This window comes from Chloracidobacterium sp. (assembly GCA_016720705.1).
In the GTDB taxonomy this organism is placed as follows: domain Bacteria; phylum Acidobacteriota; class Blastocatellia; order Pyrinomonadales; family Pyrinomonadaceae; genus OLB17.
This window is the reverse complement of sequence record JADKKB010000006.1, coordinates 1-18,597: the sequence shown is the minus strand read 5'-3', so window position 1 is coordinate 18,597 and position 18,597 is coordinate 1. Positions and strand designations below refer to the sequence as shown.

10 protein-coding genes are annotated in these 18,597 nt (G+C 48.0%); all 10 read left to right on the top strand.

All coding sequences use genetic code 11. From position 1 onward, the window contains the following. Positions 1-52: 52 nt before the first annotated feature. The 10 genes from IPQ00_07205 (at position 53) to IPQ00_07160 (ending at position 17,473) form a co-directional block, all read left to right on the top strand. Positions 53-4,693 carry an RHS repeat protein gene (locus IPQ00_07205; protein ID MBL0240346.1) on the top strand — a complete coding sequence of 1,547 codons (4,641 nt, stop codon included), beginning with the start codon at positions 53-55 and terminating at the stop codon, positions 4,691-4,693. A gap of 22 nt (positions 4,694-4,715) precedes the next feature. Continuing rightward, positions 4,716-5,207 (top strand): hypothetical protein, encoded by a 492-nt coding sequence (locus tag IPQ00_07200; protein MBL0240345.1) that lies wholly within the window; start codon positions 4,716-4,718, stop codon positions 5,205-5,207. Positions 5,208-5,360: 153 nt separating this feature from the next. Beyond that, the gene (locus IPQ00_07195) at positions 5,361-7,067 is read left to right on the top strand and encodes an RHS repeat-associated core domain-containing protein (protein ID MBL0240344.1); all 1,707 of its coding nucleotides are present in this window, start codon (positions 5,361-5,363) and stop codon (positions 7,065-7,067) included. 10 nt (positions 7,068-7,077) lie between these two features. Further along, the gene (locus IPQ00_07190) at positions 7,078-7,461 is read left to right on the top strand and encodes a DUF4288 domain-containing protein (GenBank protein ID MBL0240343.1); all 384 of its coding nucleotides are present in this window, start codon (positions 7,078-7,080) and stop codon (positions 7,459-7,461) included. Positions 7,462-8,223: 762 nt separating this feature from the next. Further along, the gene (locus tag IPQ00_07185; protein MBL0240342.1) at positions 8,224-8,649 is read left to right on the top strand and encodes a hypothetical protein; all 426 of its coding nucleotides are present in this window, start codon (positions 8,224-8,226) and stop codon (positions 8,647-8,649) included. Positions 8,650-9,916: 1,267 nt separating this feature from the next. Beyond that, complete coding sequence (locus IPQ00_07180; protein ID MBL0240341.1) at positions 9,917-11,656, top strand: hypothetical protein; 1,740 nt, start codon at positions 9,917-9,919, stop codon at positions 11,654-11,656. Positions 11,657-12,495: 839 nt separating this feature from the next. After that, entirely contained in the window at positions 12,496-13,686 is a 1,191-nt protein-coding gene (locus IPQ00_07175; protein MBL0240340.1) for a hypothetical protein, read from the top strand. Between the two features lie 70 nt (positions 13,687-13,756). Next, on the top strand, positions 13,757-14,542 hold the full coding sequence (locus IPQ00_07170; protein MBL0240339.1) for a VCBS repeat-containing protein: 786 nt from the start codon (positions 13,757-13,759) through the stop codon (positions 14,540-14,542). Then, positions 14,539-15,711, top strand: coding sequence for a VCBS repeat-containing protein (locus tag IPQ00_07165; GenBank protein MBL0240338.1), 1,173 nt, complete (start codon positions 14,539-14,541; stop codon positions 15,709-15,711). Before IPQ00_07170 ends, IPQ00_07165 begins: the two co-directional genes overlap by 4 nt. Before the next feature lie 1,492 nt (positions 15,712-17,203). Further along, entirely contained in the window at positions 17,204-17,473 is a 270-nt protein-coding gene (locus IPQ00_07160) for a hypothetical protein (GenBank protein MBL0240337.1), read from the top strand. The last annotated feature ends 1,124 nt before the right edge of the window (positions 17,474-18,597 follow it).

Genomic DNA, 18,597 nt, shown 5'->3' with positions numbered 1-18,597 from the left:
GTCTGGAATTTGTTATACCGACGTGAGTAGCACCGGGCCTGTTACCACAGGAATGAACTATATAACCATGGACGGTTCTCGCCTCCGATTGTTTATTCCGTATTCGGCGAGTGTCTGGCCCGATCTGCGAAACTGGAAGATGTACTATCCGGACGGCACGGTCATTGAACGAGCACCTGCTAACTCAAGTGCATGGCAGACTATCACTGACAGAAACGGAAACAAGATAGAGTTTATCGACAACAAGATCCAGGACTCGGCCGGGAGATACATTGAATTTGCGTCCGACTCAACCGGGCAGATCGTTCGGACAAAAGGCATTAACGGAGCCGTTGTCGAAACCCACATCGAGTGGGAAGACCGCTGGATACAAAAGAAATATCGCACGACAACAGCACTTAACGCCCAATTCTCGCAGCAATATGCGACGTTTGCAGCCAGCGTTCCTGGAGTGAAAAAGATCACATTTCCAACGCAGGCGGGCGGCCAAACAATGGAGTTCGAGTACTACTCGAATGCGACGCAGCCGGGAGCAAATGTCTATACGGACGAATGGGGCGAGATAAAGACAATCACGGCGCCCACAGGAGCAAAAAGCTCGTTTAACTACTCGGAACCCGGAATGGAAAACTACGATGGCCTTGCATCAGATGTTCTGGCTAGAAGTGTCTTGAATAAGGCTCTGGCGTACGAAGAAGTATACGATGGGACGACTTCGCAACGAGTTAACCCATGGCTATATTCGATTTCGAAATGGGCCAGCACGATTACGATCCCGAGCGGATCGGTGAGCAGCGAATATCTCTTTTATAATACAAACGGATCGTTTTGGGATTCCGGTATGTCGTACCGGTCGACCGGCCCGAACGGTGGGATCACAGAACGCTTATGGGCGTACAACCTACCGTTCGCAATGTCAGGCAGCATTCCGCCGGCGAGTGGCGGCTGGTCGGGTGTCGGAAGCGCCAATTCCTACGTAAAAGCCGAGTTTTCGACGTTGCCCGATGCGAATGGAAATATTTCATCCACATCGCCGACCGCGATCAAGGAATTCAAATTCGACAAGAACGGAAACGTCCTCGAAGTTCTTGAATATGATTGGGTGGCGTATGGTTCCGTTCCGCGAAGCGGCGCCGGTATCTATGCTAAAGTGACCGGCCTGCCGACCAGCGGCCTGACGCTCAAGCGGAAGACGGTAAACACCTATTACAATCAAGCGGCGGATGCTGACAGCGCGAGTGTGAACGGCAATGAGTATATGAATCCTTCATCGCCGTCGCTTAAGAATCTCATCAGATCGACCGAAGTCCGAGATGGCAGCGGCGTTGTGAAGGCACGCTCAGAGTTCTACTATGACAGCATCACCACAACGGGCAATTTGACGGAGACACGCGTTTGGGACTCGACCAAGGGAGCAGTTTCCGACCCGCTGACTACCGGTACGAGCGGAAACGCGGTTTCGACTCAGTCGACTTATGATTCTTACGGGAATCCTACTACTGTGACCGATGCAAAGGCCATCGTCTCAAAGATATTCTATGGGGAGGTTTTGGGCCCGAATGGGAACGTTACGGGACTTTACCCGACCGAGACGATCGTCGCCGACGGCACGTCGCTTGCCCGCACTTCAACGGCGAGTTACGATTTCTACACTGGAGCAGTACTAACGACGACTGACGAAGACAACGACATTACAAACGCGACAGAATACGACGATCTCGGTCGCCCGACAAAGGCGATCTCGGCTCTGGGGAAAACCCTCGAATCTTGGACTATTACCGAGTATCACGACGATGACAGATTCGTAGTGGTCAAGTCCGATCTCGAGGCAAAAGGCGATGGCAAAAAGGTGGCGACTCAGTTCTACGATCAACTCGGGAGAGTGCGCCTGACCAAGACATTGGAGGATGCGGCCACGCAATCCGCAACGAATGAGACCGATGGTGTAAAGGTGCAAACGCGGTACGGCATCAACGACCCGACGCCTGGCGTAACAACCGACCCGGAAAACAGCCTCGGAAGCTATTCGCTGGTGTCAAATCCATATCGGGCAAGTTCGTTGGCTGCGGCTTCGACAGAGACAACAATGGGTTGGACATTATCGTATTCGTCAAAAACAGGACGACACAGCGATACGACCACGTATTCGGGCACGACAGTTCCGACGGTTGGAAGCACGACGAATTTGACCGGGACCGTCACGACCGACATTAATGCAAATACGACAACGGTTTCCGACCAGGCTGGCAAACTACGCCGTTCGATCATAAATGGGTTGGGCCAATTGGAACGGGTTGATGAACCAAACGCAAGCAATCAGCTTGACGTTAGCGGAAGTCCGTATCAGCCGACGAGTTATACCTACGATGTACTGAATAATCTTTTGACAGTGACACAGGCAAGCAGTACAACCTCTCAATGCGGCGGAGCGTCTTCGTGCTCACAAACGCGATCGTTTGCATACAGCTCGCTGTCGAGACTAACGAGTGCGACTAACCCCGAAAGCGGAACGATCAGCTACGGCTATGATCCAAATGGAAATCTTACGAGCAAGATTGACGCGAGATCGATTACTACGACTTACGCTTACGATGCTCTCAATCGCGTCACGACAAGAAGTTATAACGACACTCCGCAAACACCGACGGTCAACTACTATTATGACCAGAAGACACATGCATTCGGAAAACTCGACAAGGTAAGCTCCTCTGTCTCGACAACCGAATATACTTCGTTCGACATCTTAGGAAGAGTGAACGCGAGTAAACAAACAACGGACGGAGTAATCTACGGCAACGGCTCGACGGATTGTGCGATGACTTACTCCTACAACCTAGGCGGAGCATTGCTTGAACAGCAATATCCTTCGTGCCGAGTTGTAAAGAACGAGTTGGACGCTTCGGGAGATCTTGCATCTGTCGCAAGTAAGGAAAACTCATCTGCGATCTTCAAGACCTATGCGAACGATTTCAATTACAATGCTGCTGGTGCAGTTAGTTCACTGAAACTCGGGAACGGACGATTCGAATCCACACAGTTTAATTCGAGGTTACAACCAACTCAGATCGGTCTTGGAACCTCTGAGACGACACAAAACATTCTCGAACTCGAATACGGCTACGGAACGAACGCCAACAATGGCAATGTGCTTAGCCAGACAATTACGGTTCCAACCGTAGGAGGAAACACCGGGTTTTCGGCGGTGCAGACTTATACATACGACGAACTGAATAGGCTAAAGAGTGCGACGGAGAATGTCACACCTCACGGAGGTTCGCAGTCTCAATCGTGGAAGCAAACATATACCTTTGACCGCTATGGAAATCGAAGATTCGATTTCACCGGCGGCAACACGACTTCGCCAGCGTCAAGCTGCACCGAAGCGATTTGCAACCCGACCGTCAGCACAACAGATAATCGCCTCACCTCAACAGGCTGGCAGTACGACAACGCTGGAAACACTATTCGCGACGGTGAATATAGAACTTTCACCTACGATGGCGAGAACAAACAAACACTTGTTAAGAACTCCTCAAATGCAACGATCGGCGAATACTTCTACGATGGTGACGGCAGAAGAGTAAAGAAGATCGTCCCTTCGACTGCAGAAGTAACAGTCTTTGTTTACGATGCAGCAGGAAAACTCATCGGCGAGTATTCGACACTAGTGGCCAATTCAACCGACGCCAAAATTGCATACCTAACAAGCGACCACCTCGGCAGCCCAAGAATAACAACCGACGCCATCGGTCAAACAACCTCAAGACGTGACTTCATGCCTTTTGGAGAGGAAATTTTGCGTTCAGGATACGGAAGTGACAGCGTTCGGGAGAGGTTTGCGACCTATGAGCGCGACGGCGAGACTGAATTAGATTTTGCTCAGGCTAGGATGTATCAAAACTCGTTGGGTCGTTATCTTTCTATTGATCCGATTTTGATGACAAAAGAAAGGCCAATCGACCCGCAACAGATTAGTCTTTACAATTACGTTCGTAATAACCCCTATAAGTTTGTCGATCCGACTGGCGAGATTTATGAGTTTTCTAGTTCGGATGCCGAATCTCAGTTTAATCAGTACAAGGACTATTTGGAGAAATGTGGGTCGAAGTGTGAGGATGAGTTGAAAACTTTAAATCGATTACTTAATTCAAAAGTAACTTACCTTATAAATCTAAAGTCAGGCGACGACAAATCAAAAACCGGCGAAGGCGAACTGAGGACGGATGGGAAAAAGATTATTATCGATATCGATAATGTTGGGGGGCCATCGGGTGAGCAGTATTCGTTAAGATCAAGATTTGCCCATGAACTGGAACACGGCCGGCAATTTGATAACGGAGAACTGGCCTTTTCATCTGATGACGGAGGCAAGACATGGCGTCCGGTGGCTTTTGACCTCTCAGACGAGGTAAAGACCCATTCCGCGATGCTTCGTGTAGCATCCGCCTCCGATTTTACAAATAAAGACGCGGGTGGACGTGTAGTTGGGAGATCGCGCCTTGGAGATTTCAAAAATGCAAAATCGGACGAGGAACGTCTAGATGTCATTAGAGCTTCGAATTACGGTGTAAAAAGAATGAACCTAGCGGACGGTCCCATCAACTTTCAACCCGCAAAATCGATATCGGATGGCAAGAAGCCTGGAGAAATTGTTCAAACTACAGCTTGGTTCGGGCGAATTTATAAACCGTAGATGGACCTTGAGGTAAAATGTTATGACTTTAATTATCCACAAACCAAGCGTGTTTGCCTTATTGGGCCTACTTTTGTTCGTACCTCCATGTTTTGGCCAAATAACGGGGGACAAGGATTTTGTCGCTTCCCATTCATTGAGAGTTCGCGAAAACTTGAACGCTCAAATTGATATGTTCGTCGCTCTAAACAAGAAGCGAAAATGGGAAGAGTTGTATAAGATATTATACGAACCGCTTGGCAAAGAAAAATTCATTAAGCAGCGGAAACAATCGATGTTTTATGCAGACGCCTTTGATTCTCGAAAGGCTGTCACGCCGGATCCAAATTCCAAAGGTTGGGTTATGGTATTTGGGTGCGTAACTGTCTCTTACGGCGATGGAAGCGTGGAGCGACTAAAGGGATTCATGCACGCATATTTGGAGAACGATCTTTGGTTGTTGACCGACATCGAATTTTTACGAAAGGGAGTTCATTCACCGCCAGACAAATGTGAGGAACGAGAAGCTGAATAAGTAGCCTAGATGCGTTGGGGTATCGCATTTCTTTTGATTGGCTTTTAGCTAGCTTTCAAGGAGCAAGCAATGGGTTGGACGCTTCTGAAACTCGGCAATGGAAAGTTCGAATCGACGCAGTTCAACTCGAGGCTTCAGCCGACACAGATCGCTTTGGGGACGGTTCAGGGTGGGACGGACAAGTTAGACCTTGATTTCACTTACGGGACGACGGCGAATAATGGGAATGTGTTGACGCAGACTATCAATTTCATGGGGCTTGCTCATCCATTTGTGCAGACTTACACATACGATTCGTTAAATCGACTGGATGACGCGAACGAGACGTACAACGACACTCAGACCTGGCGGCAGGATTTTAGTTTCGACCGTTATGGCAATCGTAACTTTGTCGAGTCTAATACGTCGTTTGCTGGTTTCGATAAGCTTTGCAACTCCAATACGGAACTGTGTGCGACGCTCAGAAAGCAGCTAAATCCGGGCATCAACAGCGGCAACAACAACCGGATGAATTCCGGCCAAGACTACACCTACGACGCCGCTGGAAACACCCTAACCGACGCAAACGGCCAGATATTCGTCTACGACGGCGAAAACAAACAAGTAAAAGCTTCGACAAGCAGCGGAACTGTTGGAGAGTACTTTTACGATGGCGATGGTAAACGCGTCAAGAAGTACGTTCCGGGCACAGGAGAAACCACGATCTTCGTCTACGACGCCGCCGGAAAGCAAATCGCAGAATACTCGACGATCGTCGCCGATGCTTCAACGGCAAAGGTCGCGTATCTAACCGCCGACCACTTAGGCTCGCCCCGGATCAACACCGACGTTACGGGAGCAGTCGCTTCCCGTCACGACTACCATCCTTTCGGCGAAGAGATTGCCACGTCGCAGCGCACTTCCGTCCTCGGATACGCGGATGACACTATAAGGAAGCAATTCACAGGGTACGAAATTGACGGAGAAACAGATCTCGATTTTGCGATGGCTCGGATGTATGCGAACAGGCTTGGAAGGTTTAGTTCGATTGACTTTGGAAATGCTGGTGCCCTAGATATTGAACCGCAGAGTTGGAATGCCTATTCATATTCCTTGAACAATCCCGTTAATATTACTGATCCCAGCGGCTTACAGTGGGTAACGAAAGACGGCGAGAATTACGAATGGATCGAAGATGATGTATATAATAGTGCAGAAGGTCAAGCGACCTATGGTCCAAATAATAAAAATGGGTGGCGTGATGGAAACGGTGGATATTCATTGATTGCCTCGCTTCATGGTAGTGACGCATTCATTGCGGCAAATAGGCACTTGATTGGAAATTATGCGTATCATAACGCAGACGGTAGTCTTTCTCTAGCGGGAACGCCAGGGCCTGATGGGGTAATGATTTTAGCCGCTGGCGCTCCAATTATAATTGAATTTCCAATTTTCTCTAGCGCGGCAGGCGCGGCAGGTGGAATTCTCAGTAATCCCATTACGGTGCCGGCAGTTTTGAGCGTGGGTTCGATCGGCTTCCTGATATGGAATGGAGGTCCTGATATGTTGACGCCAAATGTTCCCCGACTTCCATCGACCCCGAATTCTGCAACAAATGTCGCGACTGCAGTAGCGAGTTCCACTGCTGGATATCCGAATTGCGCCTGTGCTGCCCCAACCATTTTGCAGATGGCAAAAGGAGGTAAACAGAATATTAAGAATGAATGGAATGCAAAGGCGGCGGCAGCGGTTGGGGGCGGTGTAGCCGCTCAGGCAGAATATTTAAAAGCGGCAAAAGCCAATCCTGAGAACGCGGGCTCAATACAGAAGATTAATACTGCCCTTAAAGCAATCGGAGCAAAGAGAAACAGCATAAAATAAGACAAGCGATATGAGAAACTTTAGTAACTCAATACAAATTAAGTGGTACATCTCTTACGAAATCCTGGTTTTTGAAAAGGATGACACGAAATTGCAAACAGCTTTTTTGGTTTGGGAGAACCTAATTCTAATTGAAGCAGACAGCCCGGAGGAGGCTTTAGATAAGGCTATTAGTCATGGAAAACTTTCCGAAGAAGAGTTATTAATCGATGACGAGAAAGGGTACTGTCGGTTTAAGGGTATACGGAAGCTCGTTCCAATATATGATGAATTGGTTGATGGCGTTGAGATTGAATGGCACGAATTCGAATCTACCAAAGATCAGTTACGGCGAATGATTCCTCCCAAAAAGAAATTACAGGCATTTCAACCTCTTACAAATTTTGAGAACTAGACAGAGAAAATACGAGGGTCAGGTAACGCGATTCTTCCAGCAAAGGAACGGTATAAATAGCCGCAATCTCACGCGAGCAAGGTAGACGCGAGAAGCATTACGACAAGCTATACATATGATCGCTTGAACAGGGTTAACGAGCGTTCGTACGCGATGCCGAGTTCTACTCCTAGTCCGTCACAGTATCAGAACTCGCCAATGGTGAACTTCCGAGGACGGGGTCATCGATGAAGTTACCTTTGGTGTCAAGTGCACGTGTGACAGGCACACGGTTGAAAGTGTGAGATCGAGTTGGTTGGGTGCTTTTTGACGATAGAACAGACCTGCCTCCTTTTGTTATTTGGTTAAAGTTCTTTCAATCCTGCAATAGACCGGGGCGGACCTGATTTTACAAAGACGGTTTCTCGAGGCATCGATTTAGGATCGGTGTTGACAGACAAGGAACTCGATCATCGACAGGCGAAACCGTTCTGACGTTGTACATCGGAGTTGATCTAGAACCGCAACCGCAACCGCCCGCGGTGTAAACCTCCCAAGATTGTTACCAGTCTAAACTGGAGTTTTCGGGTTAATGAGAACTTGGTCGTTTGATGCTCTGGGAGGCATGCCTCCCAGCGAATATCTCACAAAACACAAAACCGGAAATGTGTATTCCCAGCTGGTACTAATCGCGGGAGGTTTACATTGGGCGTGTACATTTACTCCCTTTGGTCCGAGGAACGAGAGCGACGTGCAGAAATACCCTTTGATGCGACTAGGGTAATGAATAGAGATCTACTAAAGTTTCATCAGAAGCGGGGATCATTCCCCGAAAAGCTAGAAGATCTCGAAGGTGTAGTCTGGGAGAAAAAGGATAGAAATTACGTGTCGCAAGGCCGCTCGATGATACATAGAAATTACTTCTACCTGTATTCAAAGATAGATCCCCATCGATTTAGTCTGTGGGCCGTACCAATTGGCAAGGTGCGTGACGAAGCACTGACACTCTTTCTGGTCGGAACTCCTACTTCGGACAGAACGTGGAAAGGCCCGGCATTGCCATTTCCTGATATTGAGAACCTGTCCGCCGCCCCCTTCGTCAAACGACCTGATCATGTTGGGTCTTGTCGAGCAACCGAATACCCGACAGGAGTCGAAATCAAAGTGAGAACATTAGCGGAATCATTTCAGAATGCGTTCCGCTGCTAACCAAAGGGTTGTAAGTTCGAGTCTTACCTGCGGAGCCAATTAACTTAACACGTTACGGGTATCGAATGTCGTTACCCGTTTTGTTTTTCTCCAATAATTTCCTCTCCGAAACAGCACAGTAACAGACGGAACATCCATGCAACAGTTCGCCTTCCAAGTGCATATCGACACGCTGATTGCCTTGGGGCAAAAAAGCGCGATTGCCGCTTCTGCACCGAGGTGCCTTCCTGACTGCCGAACACCACAGTCGAGACCTCGTATGCTGAACCCGATCCCCCTCGATCTGAGTCGAGGTGGTTCTCATGCAGAAAGTTAGAAGAATGATTGGCAACTGGCGCATTTACTTGGGTCAGACGTCTCTGCGATTCGAATGAGGATACTTTTTCAACCTCGGTTTGACATTGCTTTAACAGTAGTATTTAATGCCGGAAACATTGTGATTGAGCCGCCTCACTGGCATTATCTAAGGAACCGGCTTTCTTGATTGCACTTGTTATTTGCAAATGCTGGCTTTGAACTCCCGAATCGAAAGACTCCTCACAAGAGAAATCCCTTCGCCTGTTCCCAAGCCGCAATTAGTTTTTCCATTTACACATACTTATTGGAGAGCCCATGTCCAAGAAGAAACTAAGAAACCGCAGAATTGTTGAGACGCTCGATCTCGAACGATTGGAGCAACCCTCAACATTATTGAACTTACGAGTTCCGCTGACGACATGGCTGGGTCCATGACGGGTCGCCTGAAGTTGTTTATACGCTCACAATTGACGGTATAAGTGGGCTAACCTTATCGCTATTTATCGGCATTGGGGAAAAATCTATGAAATTTCTTGCTTGTTGTGTGAATGAAACTATCGGCCGTAGATGCTTCGCTGCTTTTCGTCGTTGGGGGGCGGTCATCGGGAACTCCCTAAAAGGCTTGGTACAAGCGTTCTCTTCGATGGTCAATCGACGGTTGGTGTCCGCGCTGTTGATCGTTAGTATCTTGTCGTTATCGACTCCAAGTGCACCAAAGGAATTTTCAGGGGCCGTTCGTGGTGGCTACCAATATTTGGCGTTCTATAGTGCTACTAGCGGTCTTGTCGAGAGGATAATCGACTACGTGTTCCCGGCTAAAACGAAGCAACAGGAAACCTAGGAATCGCGTGATTCTCAGGTCGTCCGATTCGGGGCCTCCTTCCCAGAAACGGCATCTACAGGATCTTTCGTTCAGGTTGACGCGATTCCATATGACGCTAACGATATTCCGGTTTCAGGTGTCAGGCTCATGTGGGAGATTGAAACTCCTGAAGGCAGGGTCGAGTCGGAGCCTATTGGGATTTTGACTCTGAAGAGTGTCGGACAATATAACCTGCGTGTTGAAGGCGCGAGTAAGAGCCAAGGCTGGACAATCGACGTGGTCGAACAGCAAGTAACGGAAAGCACTATAATCAAGAAAGAGGATAATTCTCCAAGTCAACAGAACCTTCTTCCATTTGAAGACTGGAACCCGGATAACATAGTATTTGCTGGCCATCCGAGAAACCAGCGTGGTGAAACACCAGGCAAACCAAAAGAAAATAGTAACTTCAGTATTGCGGCGCCGGTTATCTCGGTTCCGGGCCGAGCCGGGCTGGATTTGAATCTTAGCTTAAGCTACAATTCGCGGGTTTGGACCAAAATGGGTGGCGACATTTCCTATGATATGGACAAGGATCCAGTTGCTCCGGGATGGGGAATTGGGTTTGGAAAGCTGATTCATTTTGCCGGAGGAGGTATCGTTCAGTTCGACGGAAGTGGTTCTAAGAAGTTCTTTGCGGGCAGCGTCAAAATTGAGTCGAACAGAAAAATCTTCGAAGGGCAAAGCAATGACGGTTCGTTTATAAAAGCCCGAAGCGTTTTGAACGGAAGCGTGATTAATGGCCAGACTTGCTACAACGCGGCTAATGCAACTTATCTGAAATATCCCGACGGATCAACTATCGGATATACAGCGTGGTATGCTACGGGCGGCTGTATAACTGAGGGAAGCCCGATAACAATGGTTCCTACTTCTGTCGTCGATAAGCACGGCAACGTGATGAACATTTTCTACCATGCTCCTCAGGACGGAAGGTTTATCAATTACATCAAGGATACGTTGGGACGGATTTATACTTTTAACTACACCCAAATCGGCGGCAAACATTATCTAACAAGTATAACCGCACCGGGCCTTCCCGATCCCAATACAAGCGTAGTCACTGAAAGAACATTCGTCCGGCTTAATTACAAGGATCACACTCTTGCGTACAATTTTGATGGCCTCAATCCCAAGGTCCGAGATGACAATAACTCGATAAAAGTATTATCTGCGATTTACTATCCGTCAACAAACACGGGGTATTGGTTTGGAGATTCCGATTCGTATTCTCCTTACGGAATGATTCGTAAGGTTGAAGAGCAGAGAGGCATGAGTTTTAATTCCTCGACTGGAAGTATCGCTCCAAGTCCCATTGTTTCGCGTTGCCGCGTCTATTCGTATCCGGAGAACACAACGGCATCTATACCCGACGTTCCAGAATACACGACTGTTACCGAGACTTGGGACGGGATGCCTAACCCTTCATCTCCAGCCATCACAACCTACGCCGTCGATTGGGATGCAAATCCGAGGACAACAACCATTACGCTGCCGTATCAGGCGGGTAAAACCACCGAATATTCGTTCAACAAAACTTATTCGAGCAGCGAGGCGGAAAAGGCGAAAGACGGGATAACCTACAAGACCGAGTATCGGGATCGGGACAATGTCTTGCGATCAATCGATGAGGTGGATTGGGGGACTGGTACGCTTTCGTTCTCGGCTCACAACAATACAGCGACGTATAACTTAACGACGCCGCGCCCAATGTCAGTGACGCACTCCGAGATAGAAAATAACGTCGCTCTGACGAAAAATCCATATTCGACGTTTACGGACCCTTTAACCGTGTTCTGGAAATGCATGAAGTCGGATTTAACAATGAAACACTGCGCAAAACCGTAACGCAATACACCGATAAAAACGACGGGTCATTAACGGAAAACGAGTGGGCCTCTCTACCGCGTTTAATTAACCTGAAGACCACGGAGGATGTGTTTGACGGCGCAAACAATAGGATTGACCACACGCAGCTAAGATACGACGTGGCTCCAATTTTCAAAATTAATAATGTAATCCAGAATTATGGGGCATTTTGTCAGGGATCACCGTGTCCGGCTGAGTTCATGGCAGAACGTGGGAATCTTTCCAACATAATAAAGTACAATGTAGTCACAAATACAACCCTTGACGGACTAAATATTGATGGTCGTACGTACGATTCGGTCGGAAATGTTGTCAACTACAGCCCCTCGGCAATAGGAATGGATATGACATTTACCACTTACGCGTCCGCGACGGATTTGCCTACCCCGAAGTGGTAATGCAAGGAAGTGGTAACGTTCCAAACTCCCAAATTACAACAAGTGCGACGTACAATTATAATACAGGTCTTCCGCTAACAGTTACGGATGCGAACCAAAAAACAGCGTCGTCCGAGTACGATTCATCGAATTGGAGATTGAAGAAAAGTGTTTCTCCAACAGGGGCCTACGCGGTAGAAGACTATGATGATTTGAATCGCGTACACGCAAACGGGGTTATTCGAGCGGCGGAGAGGTGGTCGGAAAACAGATAACCCGAGTGAATGGTTTGAGTCTGCCTTATCGTCAGGAATCCCTATCGCGAACCAACCAAGATGGAACCGAGACTTTTGATGTTGTCGAAACAGAATATGATGACCAAGGTCGAACCAAAAGGACTTCTAATCCGTTCAAAAGTAACGAGAACTCTCACGGGGTCTATTGGTCAGAGATTTTTATGATTCGATTGGCCGAGTCGAGAAATCAAGGAGTCCTGACGGAAGCGAGAAGAATAATTATTACGATGAAGTGATGCGTCCCAGTGTTGCAACCCTAGGTCTTGGCCACACTTTTCGCATAAAAGATCCGACAGGTCGCGAGAAATGGCACCGAACGGATGCTGATGGTAACGTGGCTGAAGTTGTTGAGCCAAATCCTGACGGTGACGGCTCCGTTTCGACAAACGGCCTATTAACCAAATATTCCTTTGACAGGTTGGGACAGTTAGTTCGGACTGAACAGGGAGTCCAAGAACGCAAATTCCGATACGATTCCATGGGGAGGATTACCGCTCAAAAGATGGCGGAAACAAACTCCAGTCTGGATGTAAATGGCACGTTTGTGGGGGCTCAAACCGGGCTATGGTCTGATGTGTTTACTTACGATGAAATGTCTAACGTAAAAACATCGACAGACGCTCGTGGTGTAAAAACCACCTACTCCTACCAAAATCCCGCAATCCCAGAACTTATCATCGATCCGCTTAACCGCTTGTTCTCAGTTACCTACGAAACTAATGGGGCTGCGAATGTTCTGCCAAGTCCAAGTGTCAAGTTTGAATACCAACCGACCGGGAACGTTTCTCAGGTCACTGGCATATATACTGAAACTGCAGTTGGAGGAAATCCGCAGAGGGTGGTAACAAATAATTTCCTCTATGACTTGTTCGGCCGGATAACGGAAAAGAAAACGACGTTGGCAAGTCGTCCGGATTTTCCCATGGCGACCAATTACGTTTACGACTCGTTGAATCGAGTCACAGACGAATACTATCCGGCTCAGTATGGAATGGGAAATAGTCCCCGGAAGAATATTAACCACACGTTCGATCAAGTGGGACGACGAAGCAGCTTAAAGGTGGATAATGTGAATTATGCATCGAGTTTTGTTTACAACAATCTCGATCAGGTAACTTCCGTCAAAATCGGACCAGCTGGAGCGAACCAGATAACAGAACAGTACGACTACAATTTGCAGTCCGGAAACCTACAGAACCAAAAGGTTTTGCGAGGAAGTGCTACTCTTCTGGACCTTTCATACCAATATCAGCAATGCTCTTGTTCAACAGGCGGAAGTGGACAGATAACCGGTATTACTGACAATCTTAACCGGAATAAAAGATCGGCTGTATGAATACGACAAGCTCTCTCGACTCAAAAAGTTACGGGTGGCCTAAATCAAACCTGGTCGCAGGGATACACTTATGATCGGTTCGGAAACAGACTATCTGTTACAGCATTGGGTTTTGAGGCTCTTCGTGTACAAGATCAGGCAACAAGCAACAAAAAAAGAACGGGACAAAATAATTGACGATGTTGTTCCGAAATCCTCGTTGCTGACCAAAGATGTATTGTTAGAGAAAGTAGCTGATCTGAGCATACTTAATAGAGAAACGGAAAACGAATCAAAACCAAGCCCGTTAGATCCCAATAAACAAAGTGAGCAAACTTCCACCAGTGTGAATTTGACTACACCGGGCACGCCGTTTGATTTTGACGGTGATAGTAAAGCCGATTATTCGACTTGGAATAGATCGGTCAGTTCGGTTCCAGTAGGAACATGGACTATAAAAAACAGTCAGACAGGACAGAACAGCTCAACCCAACTTGGTGCAAGTGGCAATCAGATCGCACCGGCTGATTACGATGGCGACGGGAAAACCGATATAGCAATTTGGAATCCGAACAATGGTCTTTGGACTATCAAGAAGAGTTCGGACGGCAGTACCTTTACGCGAAGTTTCGGTCAAAAAGGAGATGCGATCGTTCCGGCTGATTACGACGGTGATGGAAAAGCCGATGTTGCCGTTTGGCGCCCTTCGTCCGGAGAATGGTATATCACAAGAAGTTCTGACAACAGTTGGTACGTAGTGACTTTTGGGGGACAGCAGTTTGGTGATGTTCAATCGTCGGTGATTACGATGGGGATGGCAGCGCCGATATTACTGTATGGAGGCCAACGGGCGGCACTTGGTACGTATATATTTTGACGAGTGCGACCAATCAGGTACTCCAATTCCAGTGGGGTATTCCCGGCGACGTGCCGGTGGCATCGGACTATGACGGCGATCACAAAACCGATCTGGCTGTCTGGCGGCCCTCGACCGGTGTTTGGTATGTTCTGCCGAGTACGACGTGGCAGTATTACGCCGTTACATTTGGCGGGCTCCAATTTGGGGACATACCGGTTTCGGCTGACTACGACGGTGACGGAAAAGAAGATATAGCAGTTTACCGGCCTTCGACTGGTGTTTGGTACATAACGCAAAGTTCGAACGGACAGGTTACTTCGTCACAGTATGGAACGAGCAACGACATTGCTGTGCCATCGGCGTATCGAAGACGAAGCAGTGCTCCGAATAATCAGAATAAGGAAATCCCGCGTGACGGACATGCAACGCTTGCGTTTGATGCGACTTCAAACCGGATAACTACCACCGGTTTTGAATACGATCTGGCCGGAAATCAAACTCGCGCGATGCAAAAAGACGGCTCGGCGTTACGATTCCAATACGACGCTGCCGGACGCATGGTAAAAGTGAAGGCGGATAACGGAACGACCATAGCGACATACACCTACGGGATTGGACGTGAGCGGGTTGTCTCACAAGATGGCGATGAGAACTCGACAAATCTGACCTATTACGCCGTAGAGGGTGGATCGGTCATAAGCGAATACTCCGAAGGTGCGGGACAGGTTTTGACGTGGGTCAAGAACTATATCTATCTCGGAGGCTCTTTGCTTGCGACCCAAACCAAAAACGGAAGCGGTGAAACTGTCCAGTTTAACCACGCTGATCAACTCGGAACCCGGATAGTCACCGATCCGGGTACGGGAACTTCGTTTGAGCAGAACACATTGCCATTTGGAACCTCGCTCGACAGCGAATCTACAGGCTCAACAAATCGTAGATTCACGACTTACGACCGAAGTGCTTCGACTGGATTGGATTACGCTAACAATAGGTACTACGATTCGCAGCAGGGCCGGTTCGCAACTGTCGATCCAATCAAGATGGGTTCTGTTAAGATACTTAGTCCTCAGACCTTGAATCTTTATGCCTATGTTACTAACGATCCGATCAACAAAGTTGATCCAAGTGGTTTGGACGGACTCCACCGCGATATTCGACTATTTATACTACCTTTCCAACTTTAGGCGGGCATTCCGGTGGAACCGGTACAAGCATTCGAACTGGCTGGGAAGTTTTCTTACGGGGATCTTAGGAAATCTTTTCGGCGGCGGCCACAGCTATGCAGGGACGTTTGGAACTCCGACCTATTTTTGGCAACTTGACACGGCAACCGCAACCCTTTCCGCTCCGCCGCCCTTCCAGGAGCAGGAACTACTGCCAATGTGTCCGCGCCACCAACACTATTTGGCCCTTGCGACATACCAATACTCAAGAAACTTTCGGTAGTCAATTGGACCGGGGATGGAGCTGGGGCGAACAATCCTTATGTTGCGGCCACTATGTACGACGACTTAATTTCTGCGTGACGGAAATTTCGATGGGCGGAATTTGGCTGGGTATAAATGAAGCTTACCGTCCGTTTTCGGTCCAGCAAGACTATTGGAACAAACAACAGGAGAATGAGGCGGCTGTAGCTCGCCGAAAGCCGAAACCCTACCGGAAATATATTAGCGGCCGCGTTCCCCGGAACAAGCAATCACGGCGGCGGAACCGCACTTGATATTGACACAACATACTTACCTAAGGTTCTGACGCAAGGGCCGGCAAAGGGGAAAACTGTCAAACAAATATTGAGAAGTACGGTTTTAGCCGACCTGCAAGTACCATGGCAAGGAAGGATTACCCTCACTGGCAACATAAGAGTGCGTCAGGCAAACTCTGTCGAAGCAAATAGGTGTGGCCAGAGAATATTGTGAGAATTGTCTGTAACAAATAATTGAGTTGACAAGTTAATTACGTTTCGAAGGGGAGATTATGTTCAAATTTGATTTTGGAAAGATAGTTTGTTCGATGGCTCTGTTAGTTGCTTGCTCTGCCGGATGTCAGGTGCTCGATCATCCGGAAGCAGCAACTTCATCGAATCTCGCAACAACTCCGCCTTTCGCGCCAGTGGATCAATTCAAGTGGATCGAAATTCCTACTTCGTTTCAACTATTTGCGTTTGCTTCGTCCGATGGCAGAATCGTCGCAATCGGTCAAAAGGCATGGTTGAAATCGGTGAAGATGGGAGTTTGACAAATCAAACATCATTCAGAATTACAGATGCTTTTCGATCGGTCGATGGCGGTCTGACCAGGAAAGCAGATGACGCAAAGGTATTTGATTTGGACGATCTGTGTTTCCCGTTGAACGCGAAAGTCCTTTCTGACTCAATAGCGGTTTATGCTAACTGCGAGAACACGACGCAAGTGTGGAATATCTCCGTCGGAAGCGAGTATTCGAATCTGACATTGACCGACTTTATTTACCCTGACAACAAATTCCCAAGAACCACTTTATGGGGACCTACCCGAATGACCACTACTTCTGACCGGTCGGTGTTTCCGTCCTTCTTAAGACCTGGGCCGGCTCTTTTGGGTTCTAAAGAAAAGGAATCCCGATTCGAGATTTTATGGCAGGGGAAAATGGGAGGATGGCGGGATCGCCGCCGTCGATTTTGTTGGCAGAAATGGATGGATGCTATTAAGCGGAGGAAAGCTTTTACGTTCGATGGACAACGGCGGCAACTGGGTCGACTACTCCAACATTCCTGATGACGCACAATTCAAGGTCATGAACATGAAAATGATGAATGAATCAGTCGGGTTTATCGTCGGTGGAGAAGGGCTGATCCTTCGTACGGAAGATAGCGGAAAAACTTGGACCAAAGAATCCAGCGGCGTAGATAAAGCCTTCAGCGGATCACCTATGGTTCTTCGATCGCCGCTTTCGGCCCTAACGAGATAATCGTCATACGCAACCGTGATGATCCGAAATGGAAGAAGATTGAGTTTAAGCCTCGCGGTGATTTTCGACATGACATTTAGAGGCAAAAAGCTCTATCTCTTAGCCGACGGAAAATTATTTTATAGCGATATATCAGACCCTGATAAAACAAGGGTCATTTAAGAATTTTGTTCGGTAATCGAGCTCCGAAGTTCTGGGTAATAGCTCCATTCTTGTACTCCTTATCAATATGTATTTGGAAAATTGCTGACTGAGAGTAGATCAATAGCATAATTCCTCAATGGTCGATCGCGAAAGCACGCACGGAAAGTAGAGAAATCCGTGCGTGCTTTTTGCGTTGACGTCTCTACCGGCTCGGCAACATCGATCCAGCTAATCGAGACTTAATGTGTTTGCCTACCCTTTACTCTCTGGGAACCGTAGGTTTACGGAGCGGCGGCGGGGCGGCGGTGGAATAATGCAAATAAAAAGAGGGGCGGCCACCGCGATTCTTCCAACAAAGAATACGGTCGATGGTCGCGTTCTCTCGCAACAAAGGTCGATGCGAGGAGCATCACGACGAGCTTGGCGTGTATGACCGTTTGAATCGCGTCATTCAGAGTTCGTAAGCGATGCCAGATCCTCCTCCAAGTCTTCGCAACATCAGAACACGCCCACGGTGAACTACTACTGGACATTCTACGTGGGGGTAATCACGATCGTTCCTGAAGTCATAAAAAGGACGTTTTCTCGAGGCATCGGATTGGGATCGGTGTTGACAGCGCTTTATCCAGTGAAAAAAATTGCCGCGTTAGTTAGTTCGTCGTAGAGCGAAACCTACTCTGGTTTCGCACCTGATATTGAATTCGCCGAGAACCCGATTGACTAAGAATGCCCCCTGCACTGCCTTCCTGAGGATGTTCGATTTTACGACGACTGCCGTCGCGCGTCAGTCAACTTTCGCAAAATTTAGATCCATGCTAAATAGACTCAAGATATCACTCATTCTGGCGCCGCTCGCGTTATTTGATGCTGGTGGGCGTAAATCTATTCCATTTGGTCCGAGGAACGAGAGCGACGTGCTGAAATTCCTTTGATGCGACTAAAGTAATGAATATAGATCTACTTCAAAATTTCATCAGAAG

Excerpts from the sequence above, each read along its gene's own strand:
- IPQ00_07205 (MBL0240346.1), top strand. The coding sequence starts at position 53 with ATGAACTATATAACCATGGACGGTTCTCGCCTCCGATTGTTTATTCCG.
- IPQ00_07200 (MBL0240345.1), top strand. The coding sequence starts at position 4,716 with ATGACTTTAATTATCCACAAACCAAGCGTGTTTGCCTTATTGGGCCTA.
- IPQ00_07190 (MBL0240343.1), top strand. The coding sequence starts at position 7,078 with ATGAGAAACTTTAGTAACTCAATACAAATTAAGTGGTACATCTCTTAC.
- IPQ00_07185 (MBL0240342.1), top strand. The coding sequence starts at position 8,224 with ATGAATAGAGATCTACTAAAGTTTCATCAGAAGCGGGGATCATTCCCC.
- IPQ00_07180 (MBL0240341.1), top strand. The coding sequence starts at position 9,917 with ATGTGGGAGATTGAAACTCCTGAAGGCAGGGTCGAGTCGGAGCCTATT.
- IPQ00_07170 (MBL0240339.1), top strand. The coding sequence starts at position 13,757 with ATGATCGGTTCGGAAACAGACTATCTGTTACAGCATTGGGTTTTGAGG.
- IPQ00_07160 (MBL0240337.1), top strand. The coding sequence starts at position 17,204 with ATGCTATTAAGCGGAGGAAAGCTTTTACGTTCGATGGACAACGGCGGC.